Below are 24,033 nucleotides of genomic sequence, written 5' to 3'. Positions count from 1 at the left end.
GTGGCTGTGCGGAGCCGGAACCCGGCACGGGATCGTGAGGCTGTACGGGCCATGCGGTCCTCCAGTCTTCAACTTCCCCTTGTTGTAGGGCGGTTACCCGCGAACCGGGCGAAGATGCCGCCGCGCGATCCCGGGCTCCCGGTTTCCCCGCGCGCTGCGGGGGCACTCCGGGCGGAGACCCGCGCGCCGTCACACCGCATGGCGGACGCGGTGCTTGGATGGCGCGAAAGCGGCGCAACCGGACGTATCGCCGCGTCGGTCGGCGGTCGAGGCTCGGGAGGTGTGGCGCATGAACCGGCGTACGACACTTCTCGCCGCCGCCGAGTTCCTGGCGTGGTGGGCCGCGCTCTCCGTGCTGTGGCTGGTCCTCGTCAGCACCGTGGACGCCCTGGAACTCGCGGTCGGCGCGGGCGCTGCGGCGGTGGCCGCCCTCGCGGCGCGGGCCGCGCGCAGGGCGGTGGCCGGACGGTGAACGGCTGGATGCCGGCGGCGGCCGTCGTCCTCGCGGGCGGCGTCGGAGCCACCCTCTGGGGCGTCGCCACCGGACCGCTGCGGCGCGCGGTCGTGGCGCAGAACCTGGCCACCGCGTTCGCCTGCCCGGCCCTGCTCCTGCTCTCCCAGGCCTACGACCGCCCGTCCTACGTGGATGTCGCCCTGGTCCTCGCCCTGCTCGGCCCCGTCGGCACGCTGGTCTTCGCCCGGCTGTTCGCCGACGAGCTGACCGCTGATCCGCCGGGCGCCTGGGGCGTGACGTGGGTGGCGGCGGGCGTCGGCGCGGTGGTCGTGCTGGTGCTGTGCGTGGCCGTGGGACCGAGCCGGGCCATGGTGAAACTGCTCGTCACCGGCGCGCTGCTGATCGGCGGGAACGTCGTCGCGTCCCACGCGCTGTCCGGCGGATTCGGTGGAGTCCGCCGTGGCTGACGCGGTCATCGTCATCGCCCTGCTGCTGGTCGCCGCGACCGCGACCCTCGCGGTCGCCGTCCGCGACCCGGTGCGGCAGGCCCTCGTCCTTGCCGTCCTCGGCGTCGTCCTCGCCGTCCTGTTCACCGTGCTCCAGGCACCCGACGTGGCACTGTCGCAGCTCGCCGTCGGATCCGCGCTCACCCCGCTGTTGTTGCTGCTCACCGTCCGCAAGGTCAAACGGCCCAAGGGACGCGACCGATGAGCCCCCGCACCCGACTGTGGCTCGTCCTCGCGGCCGGCGCCGGACTCGCCGTCCTGCTGGTCGCCGCCTGCCTGGACCTGCCCCGCTTCGGCGGCGACCGGCATCCTTACGGCGACCGTGCCGTGCGCGAGGCCCTCGCCCGGAACGCCGCCAACACCGTGTCGTCGGTCAACTTCGACCAGCGCGCCTTCGACACCCTCGGCGAGATGAGCATCCTGTTCGCCGCCGTCCTGGGCTGCGTCGTGCTGCTGCGCCAGACCCGCGACGAGCACCGAGCACGCCCCGAACCCGCCGAAGTCGCCCTCCCCGTACGCCGCTACGCCCTCGTGGTGCTGCCCGTCGCCCTGCTCACCGGCCTGTACGTCATCGTCCACGGGCAGCTCACCCCCGGCGGCGGCTTCCAGGGCGGCGTCGTCGCCGCGACCGCCCTGCACCTGCTCTACCTGGGCGCCGACTACCGCGCCCTGGAACGCGTCCGGCCGGTCGGCCTGTACGAGGTCGGCGACGCGCTCGCCGTCTCCGCCTACGTCGTCACCGGCCTCGCGGTCCTGATCGGCGGCACGGCCTTCCTGGCGAACACGCTGCCGTACGGCACGTTCAACACGCTGTCCTCCGGCGGCACCGTCCCGTTGCTGAACGCGGCCATCGGCATGGAGGTGGCCTGCGCGGTCGTCGTCCTGCTCGCCCGCTTCCTGGACCAGGCCGTCGAGATCGAGGAGGAGAGCGGGACATGATGGACGTACTGCCCTACCTGGTCGCCATGTGGGTCTTCCTGGCCGGCTGCTACGGCCTGGCCACCAGCCGCAATCTGATCCACGCCGTCGGCTGTCTGGCCGTGTGCCAGTCCGCCACCTATGTCCTGCTGCTGGCCGTCGGCTACCGCGACGACGCCACCGCGCCCGTCTTCTCCGACGTACAGCCCGGTTCACGGCCGGTCGTCGACCCCGTCGTCCAGGCGCTGGCCCTGACCGACGTCGTGGTCGGCGCGACCGTCACCGCGCTGCTGCTCGCGCTCGTCGTGCAGATCTCCAAACGGCACGGCACCGTCGACCCCGACGAGCTCTCCGAGCTGCGCGGCTGATGAACGACCTGCTGCCGCTGCTCGTCGCCGTACCCGTCCTCGGCGCCGCCCTGCTGGTCGCGGGCGGACGCCGGCTGCCCCGGGTCGCCGCCGAGTCCGTGGGCTGCGCCGTGTCGGCCGGCACGGCGGGACTCGCGATCGTGCTGCTCCTCAACTCCTCACCCCCGCACGTCGAATGGGTCGGCGGCTGGCGGCCGAAGGACGGGGTGAGCGTCGGCATCGTGCTGACCGGCGACGGGCCCGGGCTCGGGATGGCCGCGCTCGCCTCGCTGCTGACGCTCGCGGCCCTGGCGTACTCCTGGCACTACTTCGACGAACCGCCGCGCCGCCACGCCGGGTCGTTCCCCGGCCTGATGCTGCTGTTCCAGGCGGGCATGTGCGGCTTCGCCGTCGCGGGCGACCTGTTCAACGCGTTCGTGTTCTTCGAGCTGATGAGCGTGGTCGCGTACGCGCTGACCGGGCACCGGGTCGAGGAGGCGAAGGCCGTGCAGGGCGCGCTGACCTTCGCGGTCGTCACCTCGCTCGGCGCGTACGCGATGCTGATGGGCATCGCGCTGCTGTACGGCCGTACCGGCGAGCTGGCCATGACGCAGATCGGGCGGGGGATCGACACGCACGGCGGGCCCGACGCGCTGGTGCTCGCCGCGTTCGTCCTCGTACTGACCGGACTGCTGGTGAAGGCCGCCGCCGTGCCCTTCCACTTCTGGCTCCCGGACGCGCACGCCGTCGCGCCCACGCCGGTGTGCATGCTGCTGTCCGGCGTCATGGTGGAGCTCGGCGCGTACGGCGTCTGGCGGGTGTACGGCACGGTCTTCGCCGGGCCCGGCGGGGTTCCCGCGGCCGACCTGGAGCAGGTCCTCGTGACGCTGGGAGCGGTGACGGCCGTGATCGGCGCCGTCATGTGCTGGTACCAGCGGCACATCAAGCGGCTGCTCGCCTACTCGACCGTCGCCCACATGGGGCTGTTCCTCATCGGCATCGGCGTCCTGACGCCCAAGGCGGACGACGGGGTCGCGCTGTACATGCTCGGCCACGCCGGCGTGAAGGCGTCGCTGTTCGCCTGCGCGGGCATCCTGCTCGACCGCTACGGCAGCGTCGACGAACACGCCCTGCACGGACGGGCCCGGCAACTGCGGGGCGTCGCCGTGCTGTTCGCGACCGGGGCCGTGGCCCTCGCCGGGCTGCCGCCGTTCGGTACGGGATTCGGCAAGGCCGTCACGGAGGAGGCCGTGGGCGGCCCGCTGACCGTGCTCTACGTCGCGGCGACCGCCCTGACCGCCGGAGCGGTGCTGCGGGTCGGCGCACGTGTGTTCCTCGGGCTCGGCCCTCATCCCGAGGAACACGCCGGGTACGAGACGACCGGCTCCGGCGAGGAACCGGAGACCGGGCAGCGGCTGAGCCGGATCCCGGACACGATGACGGCCGTGCCGGCGCTGCTGCTCGCCGGAGCGCTGACCGTCGGCGTGGCCCCCGGATTCGGCGACGTCGTGGCGCACGCCGTGAACGAGGCCGGGTCCGGCGGCGCGCATGTCTCCGTGCACTGGACCCCGGTCGGTGTCCTGCTCGGTCTCCTCTCGACGCTACTGGCCGCGGGCCTCGCGGCTGTCGCCGTCACCCGTCCCGGGCTGCTCGCCGCACCGGAGTGGGCACTGCCGCTGCGGCGACTGCAGTCCGGGCACGTCGGCGACTACGTGGCATGGATGCTGGTGGGCGCCGCGCTGCTCGCGGCGCTCGCCCTGCCGGGGATCCTCGCCTGATCAGGTGTCGTTCTTCGGCCCCGGACCGTACGAGACCTCCACCTCCTTGAAGCCGAGGGAGTGCAGCAGGCCTTCGAGCATGCCGGTGGTGTTGGCCTCGGCGCGCTTGGTCAGCTCGCTGCTCTTGGCAGCGTCGCCGATGTGCCGCGACGCGAGTTTCTGCACGGCCTGTTCGCTGTTCGGGTTGTCGGAGAAGAGGTCGCCGAGCCGGTCCAGCAGACCGCGCTGCTTGGACACGGCGTAGGAGCGCTCGGGGTCGAGGGCCGGTTCGCCCAGTGCCGCGTGCGGCAGCCGGAGCGTGGCGGACGTACGGTCCTCGTTGACCGTCACGTCCTGCTTGCCGACCTGTCCGAGGTCGACGTAGGCGTCCACGGTTCCCGCGCCGACGTACAGCGTGCGGGTGCCGCGGATCGCGTCGGGAAGGTACTTGGCGTCCTTCTCCAGGTCCACGACGACCTGGAAGTTGCCGGAGGCGGCGTCGTAACGGCTGATGTCCTGAATCGACTCCAGCAGTGCGGGACCCGAGCGGTCGTGGGTCTCCGTACCGAAGAAGTCCTTCAGGCCCGGGAGCAGACTCAGCCGGATCCCGGCGAACATCACGGCGAGCACCAGTACGACGGCGGTCACCAGCTTCGCCCAGCCGGGCATGCGCCTGGGTAAGCGCTTGATGGAAGTCGTCATGGCGACGGTCCTCCCTTCCTCCCTGACCGGATGCCCCTCAAAATCCGTGTCAGACAGGGTCGTTGGGCAAACAGGACAGTTGACGCAGGCGCGCACCGGCGGACGCGGTACCCAAGGCGCAGTTCGCGGTCCCAGATGCGGTCCGCAGCCGCATTTCCGTGGTCAGTAGCATGAGGGCGGCAGCCCGGAATGATCATGCGAGGAGCGGACGTGCGAGACATCGCCGTGTTCAGCGGTAGCGCCCACCCCGAACTGGCGGCGGAGGTCTGCCGGCATCTCGGCGTGCCGCTCAACCCGATCCGGGTCAGCCGATTCGCCAACGACTGCCTGGAGGTGCAGCTCCAGGCCAACTGCCGTGAGCGGGACGTCTTTCTCGTCCAGCCGCTGGTCACCCCCGTCCAGGAGCACCTGGTCGAGCTGCTGATGATGTGCGACGCGGCGCGCGGCGCGTCCGCCCGCCGGATCACCGTCGTCATGCCGCACTACGCCTACGCCCGCTCCGACAAGAAGGACGCGCCCCGCATCTCCATGGGCGGACGTCTGGTCGCGGACCTGATGGTCGCCGCCGGCGCCAGCAGAGTCCTCGCCATGACGCTGCACTCGCCGCAGGTCCACGGCTTCTTCTCGGTGCCTGTCGACCACCTCCACGCACTGCGCGAGCTGGCCGCGCACTTCCGGCAGTACGACCTGACCCGCACCACCGTCGTCTCACCGGACCTCGGCAACGCCAAGGAGGCGGCGGCCTTCGCCCGGCTGATCGGCGCCGGGGTCGCGGCCGGCGCCAAGCAGCGGTACGCGGACGACCGGGTCAGCATCAGCACCGTCATCGGCGATGTAGCCGGGCGCGATGTCATCGTGCTGGACGACGAGATCGCCAAGGGCAGCACCGTGCTCGAACTCCTCGACCGGCTGCGGGAGTTGGGACCGCGATCGATCAAGGTCGCCTGTGCGCACGGCCTGTTCGCGGCCGGTGCGCTCAAGCGGCTCAGCGAGCAGCCCGACGTGGACGAGATCGTGTGCACCAACACCGTGCCGGTCCCCGCCGAGGAGCACACGGACAAGCTGCGGATCCTGTCCATCGCCCCCGCCCTCGCCGAGGCCGTGCGCCGCATCCACAACGGCGAGTCGGTCAGCGCCCTGTTCGACGCGCCGCGGAGCGAATAGACAGGGACGCGGCAGACCTGCCCCGTCAGACCTGACCGGACGTGGCCTCGGGCTGGCTCAGGGCCGCGTCCAGCGTCGGGGCCGGAGGGAGCAGCCGGGCCAGTCCGGTCACCCGGAGGACGCGCAGCGTGAGCGGATGTGTGCAGACGAGGTGGAGCTGTCCGTCGCGGTCGAGCACCCTGCTCCTGGCCCGGTAGAGGAGGCGCAGCCCGGAGCAGTCGAAGAACTCGACGCCGCTGAGGTCGAGCACGACCCGGGGGCCTGACCCGGTGGTCGCCCGGTCGAGGAGCGGGATGATCTCGACGGACGCCGCGATGTCGATCTCGCCGCGAAACTCGAGCACCGTGAAGCCGCGGTCCTGCCGGATACGCAGATACCGGGTGACAGGTGCGGGTTCCTGCGGCACGACGACGTCGCCTCCAACCGGTTCCCTGGGCGGCAATTCCTTTTCCCGCCCAGCAAGTTACCCCCGATCGAGCGAATCTGCGCAAGTTCGATTGACATATGTCGTCGTGTCGCCCCCAAGCGTTACGACAGGGCCTGCCAGGCCCGGGAGAGCGCCTGCCGGAACTGCTCCGTCTGGTGCGCCGTGAGCTCGCGCACCATCCGCTCCTCCAGCTCCCGTACTGGCCCGGCATGCCGCTCGAGCAGCTCCCGGGCCGCGTCGGTCAGCAGGATCAGCAGCTCGCGCCGATTGCGCGGATTGCGCTCCCGCCGGATCAGGCCGCGGTTCTCCAGGGAGCGGACCAGGTCGGCGATGGACTGGGCGGTGACGAACGAGTCGCGGGCCAGCTGCGCGGCCGACAGTCCGTCGTGTCGCTCCAGGACGGTGAGCGCGGTGTACTGGAGAGCGGTGATACCGGACGGCTTGACGAGCTCGTCCAGGTGTGAGCGCACGACGAGCTCCACCTGCTTGACCATGTACAGCAGGGACGGGGGTGCCTTGGTTGCCTGGGTGCCGACCATGAGATCGAGCCTAGAGCATTGACAGGAAACCTGTCTGTAAAGAGACTGCGAACCAGACGACGCACCAACAGGAATCCTGTTGGTTGAAATCTTGGCAATGGAGCTGAGGAGTGGCGATGACCACCTTCGAGATCGAACCCGGACGGCTGTTCATCGGGGGACAGTGGCGCGATGCCGCCGACGGAGCGCGCACCGAGGTGGTCGACCCGTCCCGGGGCACGGTCGTCACCACCGTCGCCGAGGCGGGCGCCGCCGATGTGGACGCAGCCGTGCGCGCCGCCCGGGAGGCCTTCGACGACGGCTCCTGGTCCGGTCTGAGCGGCCGGGAGCGGGGCCGGATCCTGCACCGCGTCGCCGAGCTGATCCGTGAGAACGCCGACGAACTCGCCCGGCTGGAGAGCCTCGACGTCGGCAAGCCGATCACCTTGTGCCACGCCGTGGACATCACCAACGCGGCCAACGACTACGAGCACTACGCGGCCCTGGCCCACTCCCTGCACGGCGCCAACCGCGACACCCCCATGAACGCCCTCGCCTACACGCGGCGCGAGCCGCTCGGCGTGGTCGCGGCCATCACGCCCTTCAACTTCCCGCTGATTCTGGCCGGTTCGAAGCTCGGCCCGGCTCTCGCGGCCGGCAACACGGTGGTCCACAAGCCGGCCGACGAGACCCCGCTCAGCGCCCTGTACATGGCCAAGCTGCTCCAGGAGGCGGGCGTCCCGGACGGCGTGGTCAACGTCGTGACCGGCACCGGCCCGGTGGCCGGCGAGGCACTGCTGCGCCACCCCGGCGTGAACAAGGTCGCCTTCACGGGCTCCACGACTGTCGGCCGGCACGTGGCGAGCGCGGCGGGCGAGGCCCTCAAGCCGGTCACCATGGAACTCGGCGGCAACGCGGCCCACATCGTCTTCGAGGACGCCGACCTGGAGAAGGCCGTCGGCGCGGTCATCAAGGCCTTCGTCTTCAACACCGGACAGTTCTGCATGGGCGGCCCCCGCCTGCTGGTGGCCCGCTCCGTCCACAACACCCTGCTGGGCATCCTCGCCCAGGCCGTCCCCGGCGTCCCGGTGGGCGACCCCCGCGACCCCGAGACCGTCGTCGGACCGATGGCGGGACCGAAGCACCTGGCGAAAGTCGAGGAGTACGTCGACCTGGCCCGCAAGGAGGGCGGCCGCATCGTCTGCGGCGGCGAGCGGCTCGACCTGGACGGCGGCTACTACTACAAGCCCACGGTGATCGCCGACCTGCCGAACGACTCCCGCGTCGTCCAGGAGGAGGTCTTCGGCCCGGTCCTCACCGTGCAGCCCTTCGACTCCGAGGACGAGGCCGTCGAGCTCGCCAACTCCACGCCGTACGGCCTGGCCTCGGGCATCCAGACCGGCAACCTCGCCCGCGCGCACCGCGTCGCCGACCGGCTCCAGGCCGGCATCGTCTGGGTCAACGACTGGGCGATGCTCGACCCCGCGGTCCCCTTCGGCGGTGTCAAGGACTCCGGGTTCGGCCGCGAGTACGGCCCCGAGGCGCTCACCGCCTACACCAAGGTCAAGTCCGTCGTCGTCTCGCTCGACTGAGCGCCGCCCTCAAGGAGTTCCTGCGATGTCCATCACCACCCGCGCCGCGGTCGTCGAGTCCGGCGGCGCACCCTTCACCCTCTCCGACGTCGTCCTCGACGAGCCCGGCCCGCACGAGGCGCTCGTCCGCATGGTGGCGACCGGCCTGTGCCACACCGACCTCGGCGTCGCGAGCGGCGGACTGCCCTTCCCGCTCCCGGGAGTTCTGGGACACGAGGGCGCCGGGGTCGTCGAGGCCGTCGGTGCCGCCGTCACCGGCGTCGCCCCCGGCGACCACGTCCTGCTGTCCTTCACCTCCTGCGGCGGCTGCCGCAACTGCCGGGGCGGGCACCCCGCGTACTGCGCGACCTGGCTGCCGCTGAACCTCATCGGGGGCCGACGGGCGGACGGCAGCAGCACCGTCAGCCGGGGCGGCGAACCGCTCGGCGGCCACTTCTTCGGCCAGTCCTCCTTCGCCGAGCGGGCCCTGGCGGACGAGCGCAGCCTCGTCAAGGTCGACGCGGACGTACCACTGGACTCCATCGCACCCCTGGGCTGCGGGGTGCAGACCGGAGTGGGGGCCGTCTGGAACGTCCTGAAGCCGGTCACCGGCAGCACGGTCGTCGTCCTCGGCGCCGGAGCCGTCGGCCTGTCCGCGGTGATGGCCGCCGCGCTGACTCCGGCCACCACGATCATCGCGGTCGACAAGGTCGGCGAACGGCTGTCCCTCGCCAAGGAGTTGGGCGCCACCCACACCGTCGACGCCGGTGAGTCCGACCTCGGCGAGGCGATCGCGTCGCTCACGGGCGGCCAGGGCGCCGACGGCATCGTCGAGACCACCGGCAGCGTCGCCGTGCTGCGCCAGGGCGTCGACGCGCTCGCCGCCCGCGGCACCCTGGTCGTCGTCGGCGCCCCGCCGTTCGGCACGGAGGTGTCCCTGGACGTGAACGGGCTGCTCGGCGGCAAGCAGATCGTCGGTCTCACCCTCGGCGACAGCGAGACGCAGACCCTCATCCCGGCCCTGGTCCGCATGGTGAAGGAGGGCCGCCTCCCGCTGCACCGCCTGATCAGCACGTACCCGTTCGCCGACATCGACCAGGCGGTGCGCGACATGAAGGCGGGCAAGACGATCAAGCCCGTGCTCACGTTCTGACCGACGTCAGTCGACCAGCAGGACCAGCTTTCCCGTGGTCCGGCCGGTGCCGCCGAGCCTGTGTGCCTCGGCGGCATCGGCCAGCGGGAAGGTGCCGGCGATCGCGGGGCGCAGCTTCCCCGCCTCCACCAGCTCCGTGATCGCCGCAAGGCCGCTGTACGAGGCGTCCACGAGCATCCGCAGCGACCGGACACCGAGCCGCTCGGCCTCCTCGTGGAAGTCGTCCGAACCCACCGGCAGGATCGACACGACGATCCCGCCCGGGCGCAGCACGCGCAGCGAGCGCGTCGAGGTGTCGCCGCCGATCGTGTCCAGGACGACGTCTACGTCCTTCACGGCCTCGGCGAAGTCCGACTCCCGGTAGTCGACCGCCTCGTCCACACCGATCCCGCGCAGGAACTCGTGCTTGCCCGCGCTCGCCGTGCCGATCACATACGCGCCCCGCGCCTTGGCGATCTGCACGGCCACGTGCCCGACCCCGCCGGCCGCCGCGTGGATCAGCACCCGCTGCCCGGGCCGCACGTCCGCGTACTCGACGAGCGCCTGCCAGGCGGTCAGCGACACCAGGGGCAGCGCACCCGCCTGCGTGTGGTCGAGCGAGGCCGGCTTGTGGGCGAACCAGCGCGCCGGGGCGGCGACGTACTCGGCGTGCGAGCCGTGGCCGAACGGGTACGACAGCATGCCGAAGACCTCGTCGCCGGGCTGGAAACGGGCGACGCCGATCCCCACGGCCTCGACGGTGCCGGAGACGTCCCAGCCGAGGACGAAGGGCGGCTCGCCCAGGAAAGCGCCGGTGGCGCGGTGCTTCCAGTCGGTCGGGTTGACTCCGGCGGCGCGCACCCGGATCAGTACTTCGTTGGTCCGCGGCGCGGGCCGCTCGATCTGCACTTCCTTGAGGACCTCGGGACCGCCGAGGACGTCCTGGCTGATGGCTCGCATGGTGTTCACAGTGCTCATGGTCGTCCAGCCTGCCGGGAGCCGCCCCTCGGGACAATGGCATGATGGCCACCCTTCGATAGGATCGTGCCATGCGACATGTGGAGCGGGTCGTGGTCCTGGCCCTCGACGGCGTCTATCCCTTCGAACTCGGCATCCCCAGCCGGATCCTCGGCGCGGCGGACGGCCGGTACTCCGTGCTCACCTGCACCGTCGACGGGCGCCCGGTCCGCACCAACGCGGACTTCTCGATCACCGTGGAACACGGTCCGGAGGTGCTGGCCACGGCCGACACCGTGATCGTCGCGCCGGTCTCACCGTCCCTCGTCACCGCGGAACTCCCCGACGAGGTGGCGGCCGCACTCGCGCTGATCCGGCCGGAGGCGCGCATCGTCTCCATCTGCACCGGCGCGTTCGTGCTGGCCGCGGCCGGACTGCTCGACGGCCGGACGGCGACCACGCACTGGCACCTCGCCGACACCTTCCGGCGCATGTTCCCGCACCTCGCGCTCGACCCGGACGTGCTGTTCGTGGACGACGACCGGATCCTCACCTCGGCCGGGGCCGCCTCCGGCGTCGACGTCTGCCTGCATCTCGTACGCAAGGACCACGGCAGCGAACTGGCCAACACGGTCGCCCGCCGCTGCGTGGTCCCACCGTTCCGGGACGGCGGCCAGGCGCAGTACATCGAGCAGCCGGTCCCGGAGGCCGGCGCCGCGAGCACCTCCGCCACCCGTGCCTGGGCCTTGGAACACCTCGACGAGCCGCTCACGCTCGCCGACCTCGCCGCCCACGCCCGCATGAGCCTGCGCACCTTCGCCCGCCGCTTCCACGACGAGGTGGGCCTCAGCCCCGGCCGCTGGCTGATCCAGCAACGTGTCGCCAGGGCCCGGCACCTGCTGGAGGCCAGCGACCTCTCCGTGGACCAGATCGCCGCCCGCATCGGTTTCGCGACCGGAGCCTCACTGCGCCAGCACCTGCACGCCGCGATCGGCGTCTCGCCGCAGGCGTATCGGCGGACGTTCCAGGCGGCTCGCTGAACGTGGTGTCGAGCCGGCTTCGAGTCCTGGCATGGCTCCCTCTGCCCGTCGGGATGTCGGGGTATTCGTTGATTCACCAGATGGTGTAGATCAATCACCGTTTGACCGTCTCGCCGTTCCTCTCCGCTGATGCTCGGAGAGCGCCCGTTGCCATCCCGGGGGGAGCGTTGTCCGTGACCTTTGGGATGCCCGGCCGCACGCAAGATCCGACCAACAGAGACGAGTCACCGTGCACTTGACTCCGCATGAGCGGGAGCGCTTGCTGATCCACGTCGCGGCCGATGTGGCCGGCAAGCGCCGCGACCGGGGGCTGCGTTTGAACTACCCCGAGACGATGGCCCTCTTGACCATTCACGTCTTCGAGGCGGCGCGCGACGGTAAGACGGTCAGCGACATCATGGACTCGGGCCGACGGGTGCTCACCCGTGACGACGTGATGGACGGCGTCCCGGAGATGATCAAGAACGTCCAGGTGGAGGCGACCTTCCCGGACGGCACCAAGCTGGTCACCATCCACGACCCCATCCCGGAGGCCACGGAGAAACCTGAGGTCTACCCGGGCAAGGTCGAGCACCCCCAGCCACCCCGCAAGCCGGGCTCCCCGGTCGACTGCGACGACAGCGGCAACTCGTCCGCACGCTCCGACGAGGACGACGAGATTGCCTGCCGGTACGACGCGATCTGCTTCAACGTGCACCTCGACGGGGCCACGCAGGGCGTCAGCCTGCAGACGGACGCCACCACCTTGCCGGGGCCGGGCAAGACGAAGATCAAGGTGAAGAACGAGTCGGACCGTCCCATCCAGGTCGGCTCCCACTATCACTTCGCCGAGGTCAACCCCGGGCTCAAGGTCGTCAGCGTCGAGGTCCCCGCCGGTGGGACAGCTCCCCAGGACCGCAGTCTGTGGAACTGCGATGCGGCGAGGGGCCGGCGGCTCAACATCGCCGCGGGCACGTCCGTGCGTTTCGAACCGGGCGACGAGTGCTGCGTGGAACTGGTGCAGATCCAGGGTGAGGTCACGGCCGGCGGCAGCGACATCAGCGACCTCACCAAGATCCAGGGACTGCGCGAGGGGATCGTCCGATGAGCAATCCGCAGGAACGAGACCGGGGTCGGGCGCCGAAGCCCAGGAAGAGCCGGCCGAAGCCGAGTAATGAGCTGACGCGGGCGGACTACACCGCGCTGTACGGGCCGACCACGCGGGACCGGGTCCGGCTCGCCGACACCGACCTCACGCTGGAGATCGAGGCCGACTGGAGCGGCGGTCCCTCGTACAGCGGCAATGAGATGATCTTCGGCGGCGGCAAGGTGATCCGCGAATCGATGGGGATGTCGCACCTCGCCAGGGACGGGCGGAACAGCAAAGGCGACGCCACGGACCACAGGCCCGTGGACACCGTCATCACCGGCGCGCTGATCCTCGACTGGTGGGGCGTGGTCAAGGCCGACATCGGCATCCGCGACGGCAGGATCGCGGCCATCGGCAAGGCGTACAACCCCGAGACGATGGACAAGATCTCGAGCTTCGAGACGCCGGATCGCGGGCCCACGAAGGAAGCCCCGCCGGTGACGCCGACAAACTTCGTGATCGGGCCGAGCACCGAGGTCATCTCCGGCAACGGGCGGATCCTCACCGCGGGCGGGGTGGACACCCACGTTCACTTCATCTGCCCCGAGGAGATCCACGAGGCGCTGGCCTCGGGCGTGACCACGCTGATCGGCGGCGGCACGGGACCGGCCGAGGGCAGCACGGCCACCACCGTGACACCGGGCGCCTGGCACATCACCCGGCTCTTCGAGGCGCTGGACGAGTTCCCGGTCAACATCGGCCTGCTCGGCAAGGGCAGCACGATGAACAAGCACGAGCTCAACGCGCAGGTGGACGCCGGTGTCTGTGGCTTCAAGGTCCACGAGGACTGGGGCGCCACGCCCGCGGTGATCGACCGGGCCCTGGACGTCTGTGAAGAGCGCGGTGTCCAGCTCGCTCTCCATGCCGACTCACTGAACGAGTCGGGGTTCCTGGAGAGCACACGGGCAGCCTTCACCGGCGACGCCAGGAACGCAGACGGGAAGTTCTCGGCGAAGAAGGCACGCTCCCTCCACGTCTTCCATGTCGAGGGCGCCGGCGGCGGTCACGCGCCCGACATGATCGAGCTGGTCAAGGACCCGAACGTCCTGCCGGCCTCGACCAACCCGACGCGTCCCCTGACGGTCAACACCGTCAAGGAGCACGTCGACATGATGATCGTGTGCCATCACCTCAACCCGGAGATCCCGGCAGACAGGGCCTTCGCCGATTCCCGGATCCGGCCGTCCACCATGGCCGCGGAGGACCTCCTCCACGACATGGGCGCCATCTCGATGATGTCCTCCGACGCCCAGGCAATGGGCCGCATCGGCGAAATGATCATGCGTACCTGGCAGACCGCGCACGTCATGAAGTGCCGCTACGGGGCCCTGAAGGAGGACCTCGAAGCCGCGAAGGTCCGCACGATCACCGATGACACAAACCACTCCCTCAACGACCAGCAACTCCAGCCCAACGACAACTTCCGCGCGCGCCGGTACGTCGCCAAGTACACGATCAACCCCGCGATCACACACGGCATCGACCGCCACACCGGCTCCGTTCAGACCGGGAAGCTCGCCGACCTGGTGCTGTGGGAGCCGAAGTTCTTCGGCGTCAAACCGCACATGCTCCTCAAGGGCGGCCAACTCGCCTACGCCCAGGTCGGCGACGCCAACGCGTCGATCACCACGCCACAGCCCTACCTGCCGCGCCCGGTCTGGGGCTCCACCGGCCGCTCCCCGGGACGCAACTCGGTCAACTTCGTGGCCCCTGGCGTTGCCGGCAACCTCAACGGAGACGGCACCAGCAGCAATCCGGGTCTCGGACTCGACAAGGACTTCGTGGACATCACCAGCACCCGGCACGTCACGAAGGCCGACATGAAACTGAACGACACAGTCCCCGACAGCCTCGACGTCGACCACAACAGCTTCGAGGTCACCATCGGCGGTGCGACGACGAGTGACGCCCGCACCGAACTCAACGGGGCAACCGTGCCGCGCTCCTACGTCACCGAAGTCCCCCTGGCACAGCGGTACTTCCTCTTCTGAACGGCCGCCGGACCCGCTGTACGGCCCCGGGCGGGTTCGATGTGCCCGCCCGGGCCACCGCGTCACCATCCGACCCTGCGAAAGGTCAGCCGCTCACCCATGAGCCGCGCAGCCCTGCTTCTCCTGGCCGACGGCCGCTTGCCTGCCGGCGGGCACGCCCACTCCGGCGGCGTCGAAGCCGCCGTCGCCTATGGAGCCGTACACGACAAGCACAGCCTGGAGGCGTTCTGTCGCGGACGTCTGCACACCGCCGGCCTGACGGCGGCGGGGCTGGCCGCCGCGGCCGCCGCCGGCGTCGATCCGCTGCTGCTGGACGACGCCGCTGACGCGCGTACCCCCGTTCCAGCACTGCGTGCCATCGCCCGTCGGCTCGGCCGGCAGATGATGCGTGCGGCCCGTGCCACCTTCCCGTCCGCAGACCTGGAACTGCTGGCCGCCGCGCGTCCCCAGGGCGCCCACCAGCCCATCGTCCTGGGCCTCGCTGCCCGGGCCGCCGGGCTCACCCCGCTGGACGCCGCCTACGCCTCCGCGTACGAAAACATCGGCGGCCCGGCCACCGCGGCAGTGCGCCTGCTGAGCCTCGACCCGCTCGACGCCTCAGGGCTGCTGGCCCGCCTCAGCTCCGACACCGACGCCGTCGCCGCAGCTGCCGCCCAGGCGGCGGACCGCGTCACGGCCGAGGGCATCGACGTCCTGCCGTCCGCGTCCTCGCCACTGCTGGACATCGCCGGTGAACAGCACGCCGCCTGGACCGTCCGGCTCTTCGCCTCCTGAAACCGCCCCTTCCCGCCTGGAGTTCTTCGTGCACCTCGACCACCCCGGGACCATGCCGCAGCGCCACACCCACAGCGCCGAGCCGCTCCGCGCCGACGGCAGCCGCCGCGCCCTTCGCGTCGGCCTGGGCGGCCCCGTCGGCTCCGGCAAGACCGCGACCGTCGCCGCGCTCTGCCGCACCCTGCGCGACCGATGGCCCATCGCCGTCGTCACCAACGACATCTACACCCGCGAGGACGCCGAGTACCTGCGGCGCGAAGCCGTCCTGCCGCCCGAGCGCATCACCGCAGTCGAAACCGGCGCCTGCCCCCACACCGCGATCCGCGACGACATCTCCGCCAACCTGGAAGCCGTCGAACACCTCGAAGCAACCCTCCACCCCCTCGACCTCGTGTTCATCGAGTCCGGTGGCGACAACCTGACCGCCACCTTCTCCAAGGGACTTGTTGACGTGCAGATCTTCGTCATCGACGTGGCCAGCGGCGACGACATCCCCCGCAAGGGCGGCCCCGGCATCACCACCGCCGACCTCCTCATCATCAACAAGACCGACCTCGCCCCGCACGTCGGCGCCGACCTGGACACCATGGCCATCGACGCGAAACGACAGCGCGGTGACCTTCCCGTCATCTTCACCAGCCTCACCTGCGACGACGGCATCCGCGCAGTCGCCGACTGGGTCACCGGCCACCTCACCCAGTGGCGTGCCGGGGCAGCCGTATGAGCCCCTCCTCCCAACTCGCCGCCACATCCGGCCCCGCCATTCCTTCACCGGGTGCCCAGGAGCCCGCCGGACACCTCGACGGCGTACGTGCCACGGCCCGGATCCGCGCCGCGCACAACGGACGCGTCACCACCCTCCCGCAGCTGCGCAGCGACGGCCCCTTCCACCTACGGCGCCTGCGCACCCACGGCAACACCGCCAAGGTGGGAATCATCGGCGCGATGAGTGCCCCACTGGGCGGCGACCGGCTCACCCTCGACATCACCGCCGCGGACCGGGCCGAACTGGAGGTCACCACAGCCGCCGCCACACTCGCCCTGCGCGGCCCCACCACCGACGCCGCCACCTACGACGTGCGGCTCACCGTTGGGGAGCACGCCACCCTGCGCTGGCTGCCGCAGCCCCTGATCAGCGCCGCCGGCAGCAACCTGCACCAGACGTACACCGTCGAACTCGCCGCCACCGCACGGCTCGTGCTGCGAGAAGAGCAACTCCTGGGCCGGGCCGACGAGGAACCCGGCCACCTCGTCAGCCGGATCCTGGTCCACCGCGCCGGACGCCCGCTGCTCGACCAACACACGGCGTACGGGGCTCCGGAACCCGGCTGGGACGGCCCAGCCGTCCTGAACGGACACCGCGCCGTCGGCCAACTCCTCGTGGTGGGCCCGCGCTTCGACGTCCGACGAGACCCCGTACTGCTCGGCGAAGGAGGCAAAGACGGGTGCGCCGTCCTCGCACCGCTGGCAGACGGCCCGGCACTGCTCGCCACCGCCATCGCACCCACCACCTCAACGCTGCGAGAACTGCTCGACGAGGCATACGCACACGCGCTCGATCGCTCATGCGGATAGGCCGCCGCCCCATATACGAGGTTTGCGAACCAGAGCCGGTGAAGCTGAGCCGATGTGCTGCCCAGTAGCAGCCTGCGGACGCAGCCGACGCTCGCGTGCGTCACGAATGCACGGCACCTCGAATTACGGCACGGTCCCGTCCATCGCGCCGGTACGTTCCAGGCGGCGCACTGATCCGTTACGGACGGCCGACCTTCACCGGCTGGCGTGCAGGGCGACCAGCAACTGCCAGATCTGGTCGGCGACTTGCTCGGGAGAGCCTTCGAGGAGCCCGTGCAGCCAGTCGGCCAGGACGCCGGCGAAGGTCGCGGCGACCGCGGAGGCGACCAGCGGGGCGTCCGCCGCGCCTGCGAGGCGGCGCTCGGTCAGGCTGCGGGCCCGTAGATCGCGGTGCAGGACGCGGCCGAGCGGGCCGCCGCCGCCCGGGGTCAACAGGGCGCGGTACAGGGCCGCGTGCGGGGCAAGGCCCGCGAAGAACTCCAGCAGCGCGGCAGGCGCGTGGACCGGATCGGGCCGGCCCCGCCAGGCGTGCAGCGCATCGACGGCGTCCCGTACGACATCCGCGCAGGCGTCCACGGCCAGCGCTTCCAGGTCGGCGTAGTGGACGTAGAACGTGGCCCGGCCGACACCGGCCCGGCGTACCAGCGCGGCGACCCCGACCTCCGCCAACGGCCGCTGGGCGCACTCCGCGAGCAGAGCCTCGCGCAGCCGCGCCCTGGTGCGGGCGGCGCGGGGATCCTCGGGCACGCCGCGGGTCACCGCGCGACGAGGACGGCGGCCAGGGCGAGGGCGCCGGGGAGTGCCTGCGCGAACAGGATGCGGATGTTCGCGGTGACCGCGCCGTACACGCCCGCGACCACGACGCAGGACAGGAAGAACACCTGCGCCCTGAACCCGGTCGGATCAGCGGCGATCAGACCCCACACCAGACCGGCGGCGAGAAAACCGTTGTAGAGGCCCTGGTTGGCGGCCATCGGTGCGGTCGCCCGCGCCATCTCACGGTCGAAGCCATGGAACGACCTGCCCGGCTTCTTCTGCCACAGGAACATCTCCAACACCAGGATGTACGCGTGCAACGCGGCCACCAGTCCGACCAGCACGCTCGCGACGGTCTCCATGCCTCACCTCTATTTTCTGGACGCCTGTCCACTATAGCTGGACGTCTGTCCAGGAAATGCCTGCTGGCGGAGAGTGACGGAATCCTCACTTCCGGGAGGCCGTGAGGTTGATCCTTTCGGGTGAGGACCCGATAGGCTCCCCATCGGCGCTGCGAGTTGACGCGGTCACGATCCGTCGTCTCGCGGTGCGTACTCATGAGTGCGCCGCCCCTGCACACCCCCCCCGTTGTTCGACGTGTTGCCTCGAAGGATGCAGATGGAACTCGCCACTCCGCCGCCGGCGGCGCGGGCCCCGGTCACCTGGTACAGCTGGTGGCTGATGCCGCTGTCGCTGGGAGGCGGGACGGTTGCCGCCACGTTCATGAGCTCCGAGCGGATCACCGTGGCCGTCGCCGGTCTCGCGGCGACGGCGGCGAGTTCCGTGTGCGTACGCCTGCTGCTCCGCACCCGCGCGCAACTGCGCCGCACGGAGAGCTCGTTCCGCACCACACAGGCCGAGCACTCCCAGCAGTGGCAGCAGCATGTCGCGGGCCTGGAGCGGCGGTACTCCGCCGAACGCGCCGCGCAGGAAGCGCAGTTCGCGGACCAGGCCGGCGCCTATGAGGCCCGGCTCGGCGAACTGCGGGAAGGCTACGAGGCGAGGCTGGCCGAGCAGGCGGAGGCGTACGAGGCCCGGATCACGGACCAGATCACGTCGTACGAGGCACAGCTCGCCGACCAGGCCGCGGTCTGGCAGGAGCAGCTGGCGCACCAACTCGCCGCGGTCGCCCGGCTCGCCGACGAGCAACTGCCCGAGTCGCTGGACCGGCTGCGTTCCGGTGAGGCCATCGACGACATCCTGCCGACGGTCGCCCAGTGCGCCAAGGTCGGCGCCGACCTCCAGGCCGAGCTGCGCAAGCTGCTGCGGACCGCGCTGATCGGCGTCGAGCGGGAATTCGACCGCTCGACCTCCGCCGAGCACGCCGTGATCAGCATCGGCAGCCGCATCCACGTCCTGACCAGCAAGCTGCGCGGCCGGCTGCACGAACTGCAGGGCGAGCACGGCAGGTTGCCGGCCGTGGCGCGTGGCCTGATGGAACTCGACCAGGAGATCGGCCCCGCCGACTGTCTCGCCGCCAGCATCGGCGTGCTCGGCGGTTCGGACCGTCCCGGCCGGCAGTGGCAGGAGCCGCAGCGGCTGCTGAGCGTGGTGCGCGGCGGCATCGGCCGGATCAAGGACTTCCACCGCGTCGACGTACGCCATCTGCCCGAACTCGGCGTCGACGGCGGCCTGGTGGACCACCTGACGCTGATCTTCGCGCACCTTCTGGACAACGCGGCGCGCTATTCGCCGCCCACCGAACCCGTCGTTGTCTCCGGCAAGGAGGTCCCGAACGGCGTCGGCATCGAGATCCAGGACTCCGGCAAGGGCCTGAGCGAGGAGAAGAAGCGCGAGGCCGAGCAGGCCCTCACCGGCACCGAGGCCGGTCCGGGCCTCGGCGGTATCTCCGAGGACGCGAACATCGGCCTGCGCGTCGTCGGTGCGCTCGCCCGCCGCTACGGCATCCGTGTCACCTTCGCGGACTCGCCCTGGCTCGGCACCTCGGTGGTCGTCGTGGTCCCGCACAAGTACTTCAGCCCGCTCCCCGCGACCACGCAGACCCAGGCACCGGCCGCCCCCGCGGCCCAGGCCGCTGTGACCGCCCCGGCCCGTGAACTGGCCCCCGCCGACACCGTGGCCGAGCCCGCCGGCGATGACGTCGACACGACGCCGGGCGGGCTGCCCCGGCGCCGGAGCAAGCGAGGCGAGACGGCCGGACACCAGCCGGCCGAACGGACCGGCGAGCGTGCCGTCGTCGCCGTACCGCCGGACGCGTCCTTCGCCGGTCTGGCAGCCTTCGCCACCGCCGGACGTGAGCCCGCAGAGCCCGGCCGGGCCGTCGGCACGGCCGATGGCCGCGAGTCCACCGAGCCCCGCACTGAAGAGAGCGACTAGTCCACATGACGCAACAGGGAACCGACGTGAGCTGGGCGCTCCGCGATCTGGTGGAGTCCATCCCGGAGATCCGCTTCGCCCTCGTGGCCTCCAGTGACGGCAAGGCCATCACCTCCTACGGTGCCGAAGACCCCGACGACGTGGACCGTTTCGCCGCCGTGGTGGCCGGCCTGCAGGCGCTGGCCCAGCCGGTCGCCGAGCAGTTCCCCAAGTACGCGGGGCAGTTGCGGCTGGCGATGATCGAAGTCGACGGCGGTCATCTCTTCGTCGTCCGCGCGGGTGTGGAGACGTATCTCGGAGTCCTGGCCCGCGAGGGCCTCGACCAGGGCCTGCTCGGACACCAGATGAGGGATCTGGCCCGCAGGATGGGAGAGCTCCTCGGCACCACTCCGCGCCTGGAGGAGCACTCTGGATGAGTGCTCCCCGCCGGCCCGCGGACCCCTCCGGTCTCGAGCGCTACTACGTCGTCACCCGGGGACGTAGCGGACCGGTCGGTTCGGCGTCGAGTCTCGACGTGGCGACCCTCATTGTCTCCCTCTCCGCCCCCGTACCGGGCATGCAGCACGAGCACGAGGACATCCTCCGGCGCTGCCGCGATCCGCTGTCGGTGGCCGAACTCGGCGCCCACCTCGGACTGCCGTTCAACATTCTCGCGGTGCTGCTGGCGGATCTGCTCGAGGCAGGCCGCGTCGAAGCCCGTGACCCCATCCCGGCGCACGACGCCGGTCGCGGGCCCGACCTCGCGCTCCTTGAGGAGGTACTCAGTGGACTTGAAAGGCTTTGACCATCCTGGCCGGACGGCCGGTGACGGCACCCGCTCGGTGAAGGTGATGATCGCCGGGGGCTTCGGCACCGGGAAGACCACCATGGTCCGCTCGGTCAGCGACATCAAGCCGCTCACCACCGAGGAGACCCTGACCCAGGCCAGCGCCGACGTCGACCACCTCATCGGGGTGGCCGACAAGGCCGAGACCACGGTGAGCCTGGACTTCGGCAAGATCGGTATCAACGACGAGCTGGTCCTTTACCTGTTCGGCACCCCGGGCCAGGAGCGGTTCTGGTTCCTGTGGAACGGCCTGTTCAAGGGCGCGCTCGGCGCGGTCGTCCTGGTGGACACCCGCCGCCTCGCCTCCAGCTTCCGGGCGATCGAGGAGATGGAGCGGCAGGACGTCCCCTTCGTCATCGCGCTGAACGTGTTCCCCGACTCCAAGGACCACCCGGTCGACGAGATCCGGGACGCCCTCGACATCGCCCCGCACATCCCGATCGTGGCCTGCGACGCCCGCGACCGGGCCTCCAGCCGTGACGTACTCGTCGCCCTGATACGTCACTTGAAGGAACGCTCGGCCGTCGCAGGGGAGCCCCGATGAACGACCAGCCCCTGAACGATCCCGACGCGCCCGGCGGCTGCCCCGTCGCCCACGGCGACGGCATCACCCGGCTCTACGGCCCCGAGTCCGCGACCGACCCGCACGGCATCTACGCGCGGCTGCGCAAGGAGTACGGTGCCGTCGCGCCGGTCCTGCTGGAGGGCGACGTCCCCGCCTGGCTGGTGCTCGGCTACCGGGAGAACCGGCGGGTGCTGGACAACCCCCTTCAGTTCAGCCGGGATTCACGGATCTGGCGGGACTGGAACGAGGGCCGGGTCAGCGCCACCTCACCACTCATCCAGATGGTGGGCTGGCGCCCCGACTGTGTCTCGCAGGACGGCGAGCCGCACCGCAGGCTGCGCGGTGCCGTCACCGACAATCTGCAGGCCGTTTCGGGCCGCGGTATCCGCCGCCATGTCACGCACTTCGCGAATAAGCAGATCGACGCGTTCGCGGGTGAGGGCCGCGCCGATCTGGTGGCCGACTTCGCCGAGCATCTGCCCATGCTGGCGCTCACCCGCGTCCTGGGGCTCGCCCAGGCCGAGGGACGCACGCTCGCCGAGTCCTGCGCCCAGGTCATCAAGGGCGGCGCGGACGCCCTCGAACACAACGACCGCATCGTGGGCATCCTCACCGAACTCGCCGAGCGCAAGCGCGTGGAGCCGGGCTCCGACTTCACCACCGGGCTCATCGGGCACCACTCCGGTCTCGACGAGGACGAGATCGTCCAGCATCTGCGGCTGGTGCTGATCACCGCGCACACCACCACCAGCAACCTCCTTGCCCGGGTGCTGCAGCTGATCCTCACCGACACCTCCTGGCTCTCCGGGCTGGTGAGCGGCCAGCTCAACGTCTCCGGCGTCGTGGAGGAGGTCATGTGGAACACTCCGCCGCTCGCCGTGCTGCCGGGACGTTTCGCCACCGCCGACCTCGAACTCGGCGGCTGCCCCGTCAAGGAGGGCGACCTCCTGGTCCTCGGCCTCGCCGCCGGCAACCTGGACCCCGAGATCAGACCGGACGCCGCCGTCTCCGTCCAGGGCAACCAGTCCCACCTTGCCTTCAGCGGAGGACCCCACGAATGCCCGGGCCAGAACATCGGCCAGGCCATCATCGAAACAGCCGTGGACGTCCTCCTCCACCGACTCCCGGGCCTACGCCTGTCGGTACCGCCGGAGGACCTCACGTCGACCGCTTCCACCTGGGAGTCGAGGCTGGACAGCCTGCCGGTCGAGTTCGCAATCTGAGGGGACTGATAGCGCCCCGAAGGGGCGCGGGGCTGTATCGATATGCGGCTCCGCCGCGTGGGCGCGCCCAGCCCCCACCGGCCCGCAGCCAGCGAAGCCACGTCACACGGCCAACAGATCGTCCACAGACCCCCGCCCCGCCAGCTCCGCCACCGCGGCCGGCCCCTCCTTCGCGGCCGCATAACGGCCAGTGACCAGCGCCCACTCGTAATTGCCGTTGATCCAGTGCTGAATGGCCTCCACCCCCATCCGCACCCGCGCCCGCTCACCCTCATCGAGCCGCAACTCGTCGCACATCTCGGGGACACGCGCCTGAAGGCCGACGTACTCGTCGAGGCACTCGGTCGTTATCCGGTACGCCTCCCGCCCCGCCTCCTCCCACGAGCAGCCCCGCTCCCGGTGCAGCACGGCGATCAGGTTATGGCCGTCCCCACGGCGCCGCTCGCGCTCGAAGGAGTGGATGTCGTTCATGAACCCGATGGTGTCCGAGGCCAGATCCCGCATCCGCTCCATCACTGGATGCGCCATCGCCTGAGCGGGCACCTCGAAACCCCGGCTGCGCTCACCCGCGTCGATGCTGTGGTGGATGCCGACCGTACGGCGCCGGAACAGCGCGTACTCGTCGAGGTCCAGGGTGCTTTCCAGACCCCGGGCGGCCAGGTCGACCTCCTCGCAGTGCGCCACGAGGAACCGCCCCCAGGACGCGGCGAACCGGGTCCGCCAGGTCAGGGACATGCCATCAGAGAGGTGATTCCAGACCTCCGCCCAGGCCAGGGTGATCGGGCAGACGACCCGGGGTCGGAAGCCCGCCGGCCGCAGCGGCGTGACGATGAGCTCGCGGGCGACCTCGGTTATTCGGTCGGCGCGGTCCGGCTGGTTCGCGTCGAACTGGTCGTCGAAGAGGAAGGCGAGGGAGAACCAGTTCATCAGGACGACCATGTCGTTCGCCGAGGCGTACGGATAGGTGCGCGCGGCGGCCTGCGGCAGGTCCCAGGACCTGTACTCCTCGAATCCGGCCTGGCTGCGCACCAGACCCATGTCCCAGATCCAGCGGAGATGACGTGCCCGGGCGTACTCGAGGTGCTCGCTGACGGGAGTCTCGAAGGGGAGGTCGAACCGGACGTCCTGCGACATGCGCTTCCTTTCGGGGGTCGGAACGCAGAGCCCCCCGCCCCTGCGAGCGGGCGGTCGCCGCGACCGCCCGCGCCCTCGAACTCGGCTTCGCGGTACGAAAGTTGAACCGGTAAGCGGTACGAGGCTGCCCCGAGCGTAAATGATCTATACCGTAACCGGACGGTGATCTGTGTTACTGCCCGTGCTCTCTGAGCTGCGTATACTCGCGCGCCCTCGACGTAAGTGAGAGA

General features: G+C 70.7%; 27 protein-coding genes and 1 pseudogene. 21 read left to right on the top strand and 7 right to left on the bottom strand.

The annotated features are described in order from the left end of the window. Positions 1-289: 289 nt before the first annotated feature. From OG828_RS04360 to OG828_RS04335, 6 genes are read left to right on the top strand one after another with little or no spacing between them, the layout of a single operon-like run. Positions 290-472 (top strand): hypothetical protein, encoded by a 183-nt coding sequence (locus OG828_RS04360; protein WP_328350342.1) that lies wholly within the window; start codon positions 290-292, stop codon positions 470-472. Next, a complete protein-coding gene (locus OG828_RS04355; protein WP_328500153.1) occupies positions 469-921 on the top strand; it encodes an MrpF/PhaF family protein in 453 nt (150 codons plus the stop codon). Before OG828_RS04360 ends, OG828_RS04355 begins: the two co-directional genes overlap by 4 nt. Further along, on the top strand, positions 914-1,165 hold the full coding sequence (locus OG828_RS04350; RefSeq protein ID WP_210569899.1) for a hydrogenase subunit MbhD domain-containing protein: 252 nt from the start codon (positions 914-916) through the stop codon (positions 1,163-1,165). The genes OG828_RS04355 and OG828_RS04350 overlap by 8 nt, the downstream gene beginning before the upstream one ends. Next, complete coding sequence (mbhE, locus tag OG828_RS04345; protein ID WP_328350334.1) at positions 1,162-1,899, top strand: hydrogen gas-evolving membrane-bound hydrogenase subunit E; 738 nt, start codon at positions 1,162-1,164, stop codon at positions 1,897-1,899. The genes OG828_RS04350 and mbhE overlap by 4 nt, the downstream gene beginning before the upstream one ends. Further along, on the top strand, positions 1,896-2,246 hold the full coding sequence (locus OG828_RS04340; RefSeq protein ID WP_328350331.1) for a sodium:proton antiporter: 351 nt from the start codon (positions 1,896-1,898) through the stop codon (positions 2,244-2,246). The genes mbhE and OG828_RS04340 overlap by 4 nt, the downstream gene beginning before the upstream one ends. Further along, entirely contained in the window at positions 2,246-4,003 is a 1,758-nt protein-coding gene (locus OG828_RS04335; protein ID WP_328500152.1) for a complex I subunit 5 family protein, read from the top strand. The genes OG828_RS04340 and OG828_RS04335 overlap by 1 nt, the downstream gene beginning before the upstream one ends. Here OG828_RS04335 and OG828_RS04330 read toward each other — a convergent pair whose 3' ends face one another. Continuing rightward, positions 4,004-4,684, bottom strand: coding sequence for a DUF4230 domain-containing protein (locus OG828_RS04330; RefSeq protein WP_328436656.1), 681 nt, complete (start codon positions 4,682-4,684; stop codon positions 4,004-4,006). Between the two features lie 210 nt (positions 4,685-4,894). Between OG828_RS04330 and OG828_RS04325 the strand changes: the two genes are divergently transcribed. Then, positions 4,895-5,848 carry a ribose-phosphate diphosphokinase gene (locus tag OG828_RS04325; RefSeq protein ID WP_328500151.1) on the top strand — a complete coding sequence of 318 codons (954 nt, stop codon included), beginning with the start codon at positions 4,895-4,897 and terminating at the stop codon, positions 5,846-5,848. A gap of 25 nt (positions 5,849-5,873) precedes the next feature. On the opposite strand, the gene OG828_RS04320 is transcribed toward OG828_RS04325, so the two are convergent. After that, entirely contained in the window at positions 5,874-6,254 is a 381-nt protein-coding gene (locus OG828_RS04320; protein ID WP_328500150.1) for an anti-sigma factor antagonist, read from the bottom strand. Positions 6,255-6,376: 122 nt separating this feature from the next. Continuing rightward, entirely contained in the window at positions 6,377-6,814 is a 438-nt protein-coding gene (locus OG828_RS04315; RefSeq protein ID WP_328500149.1) for a MarR family winged helix-turn-helix transcriptional regulator, read from the bottom strand. Between the two features lie 116 nt (positions 6,815-6,930). On the opposite strand from OG828_RS04315, the gene OG828_RS04310 reads away from it, so the two are divergent. Further along, complete coding sequence (locus OG828_RS04310; RefSeq protein WP_328500148.1) at positions 6,931-8,385, top strand: aldehyde dehydrogenase family protein; 1,455 nt, start codon at positions 6,931-6,933, stop codon at positions 8,383-8,385. 25 nt (positions 8,386-8,410) lie between these two features. Continuing rightward, a complete protein-coding gene (locus tag OG828_RS04305; protein ID WP_328500147.1) occupies positions 8,411-9,517 on the top strand; it encodes an NAD(P)-dependent alcohol dehydrogenase in 1,107 nt (368 codons plus the stop codon). A 6-nt stretch (positions 9,518-9,523) separates the two neighbouring features. On the opposite strand, the gene OG828_RS04300 is transcribed toward OG828_RS04305, so the two are convergent. Beyond that, the gene (locus OG828_RS04300; protein ID WP_328500146.1) at positions 9,524-10,474 is read right to left on the bottom strand and encodes an NADP-dependent oxidoreductase; all 951 of its coding nucleotides are present in this window, start codon (positions 10,472-10,474) and stop codon (positions 9,524-9,526) included. A gap of 71 nt (positions 10,475-10,545) precedes the next feature. Here OG828_RS04300 and OG828_RS04295 point away from each other — a divergent pair, with 71 nt between their 5' ends. The 7 genes and pseudogenes from OG828_RS04295 to OG828_RS04265 all read left to right on the top strand — a co-directional run bounded on the left by OG828_RS04295 (position 10,546) and on the right by OG828_RS04265 (position 16,962). Continuing rightward, on the top strand, positions 10,546-11,493 hold the full coding sequence (locus OG828_RS04295; RefSeq protein WP_328500145.1) for a GlxA family transcriptional regulator: 948 nt from the start codon (positions 10,546-10,548) through the stop codon (positions 11,491-11,493). Between the two features lie 229 nt (positions 11,494-11,722). Further along, positions 11,723-12,019 (top strand): annotated as a pseudogene (locus OG828_RS04290) (urease subunit gamma); the annotation flags it as partial. Positions 12,020-12,184: 165 nt separating this feature from the next. Next, complete coding sequence (locus OG828_RS04285; protein ID WP_328504797.1) at positions 12,185-12,580, top strand: urease subunit beta; 396 nt, start codon at positions 12,185-12,187, stop codon at positions 12,578-12,580. Further along, a complete protein-coding gene (ureC, locus tag OG828_RS04280) occupies positions 12,577-14,613 on the top strand; it encodes an urease subunit alpha (protein ID WP_328500144.1) in 2,037 nt (678 codons plus the stop codon). The genes OG828_RS04285 and ureC overlap by 4 nt, the downstream gene beginning before the upstream one ends. A gap of 99 nt (positions 14,614-14,712) precedes the next feature. After that, positions 14,713-15,387 (top strand): urease accessory protein UreF, encoded by a 675-nt coding sequence (locus OG828_RS04275; RefSeq protein ID WP_328500143.1) that lies wholly within the window; start codon positions 14,713-14,715, stop codon positions 15,385-15,387. A gap of 28 nt (positions 15,388-15,415) precedes the next feature. Beyond that, positions 15,416-16,111, top strand: a complete 696-nt coding sequence (gene ureG, locus OG828_RS04270) for an urease accessory protein UreG (RefSeq protein ID WP_328500142.1) — start codon at positions 15,416-15,418, stop codon at positions 16,109-16,111. Further along, the gene (locus tag OG828_RS04265) at positions 16,108-16,962 is read left to right on the top strand and encodes an urease accessory protein UreD (protein WP_328500141.1); all 855 of its coding nucleotides are present in this window, start codon (positions 16,108-16,110) and stop codon (positions 16,960-16,962) included. Before ureG ends, OG828_RS04265 begins: the two co-directional genes overlap by 4 nt. A 195-nt stretch (positions 16,963-17,157) precedes the next feature. Here OG828_RS04265 and OG828_RS04260 read toward each other — a convergent pair whose 3' ends face one another. Both OG828_RS04260 and OG828_RS04255 read right to left on the bottom strand, forming a co-directional pair. Next, on the bottom strand, positions 17,158-17,721 hold the full coding sequence (locus OG828_RS04260) for a TetR/AcrR family transcriptional regulator (RefSeq protein WP_328350304.1): 564 nt from the start codon (positions 17,719-17,721) through the stop codon (positions 17,158-17,160). Beyond that, a complete protein-coding gene (locus OG828_RS04255) occupies positions 17,718-18,080 on the bottom strand; it encodes a DUF1304 domain-containing protein (RefSeq protein ID WP_210569926.1) in 363 nt (120 codons plus the stop codon). Before OG828_RS04255 ends, OG828_RS04260 begins: the two co-directional genes overlap by 4 nt. Before the next feature lie 256 nt (positions 18,081-18,336). Here OG828_RS04255 and OG828_RS04250 point away from each other — a divergent pair, with 256 nt between their 5' ends. From OG828_RS04250 to OG828_RS04230, 5 genes are read left to right on the top strand one after another with little or no spacing between them, the layout of a single operon-like run. After that, the gene (locus tag OG828_RS04250) at positions 18,337-20,055 is read left to right on the top strand and encodes a sensor histidine kinase (RefSeq protein ID WP_328500140.1); all 1,719 of its coding nucleotides are present in this window, start codon (positions 18,337-18,339) and stop codon (positions 20,053-20,055) included. Positions 20,056-20,060: 5 nt separating this feature from the next. Next, complete coding sequence (locus tag OG828_RS04245; RefSeq protein ID WP_015655861.1) at positions 20,061-20,471, top strand: roadblock/LC7 domain-containing protein; 411 nt, start codon at positions 20,061-20,063, stop codon at positions 20,469-20,471. Next, positions 20,468-20,839: a DUF742 domain-containing protein gene (locus OG828_RS04240; protein ID WP_328436646.1), complete on the top strand. Its 372-nt coding sequence runs from the start codon at positions 20,468-20,470 to the stop codon at positions 20,837-20,839. The genes OG828_RS04245 and OG828_RS04240 overlap by 4 nt, the downstream gene beginning before the upstream one ends. Then, positions 20,820-21,425, top strand: a complete 606-nt coding sequence (locus OG828_RS04235) for a GTP-binding protein (protein ID WP_328436645.1) — start codon at positions 20,820-20,822, stop codon at positions 21,423-21,425. The genes OG828_RS04240 and OG828_RS04235 overlap by 20 nt, the downstream gene beginning before the upstream one ends. Next, on the top strand, positions 21,422-22,669 hold the full coding sequence (locus OG828_RS04230) for a cytochrome P450 (protein WP_328500139.1): 1,248 nt from the start codon (positions 21,422-21,424) through the stop codon (positions 22,667-22,669). Before OG828_RS04235 ends, OG828_RS04230 begins: the two co-directional genes overlap by 4 nt. A gap of 102 nt (positions 22,670-22,771) precedes the next feature. Here the strand turns inward: OG828_RS04230 and OG828_RS04225 are convergent, their stop codons facing one another. Beyond that, positions 22,772-23,803: a 7-epi-alpha-eudesmol synthase gene (locus OG828_RS04225; protein ID WP_328500138.1), complete on the bottom strand. Its 1,032-nt coding sequence runs from the start codon at positions 23,801-23,803 to the stop codon at positions 22,772-22,774. Between the last annotated feature and the right edge of the window lie 230 nt (positions 23,804-24,033).

The sequence above is a fragment of the Streptomyces sp. NBC_00457 genome, assembly GCF_036014015.1.
In the GTDB taxonomy this organism is placed as follows: Bacteria; Actinomycetota; Actinomycetes; order Streptomycetales; family Streptomycetaceae; genus Streptomyces.
Note: the sequence above shows the minus strand (reverse complement) of the source record. Positions and strands in the feature narration are given on the sequence as shown.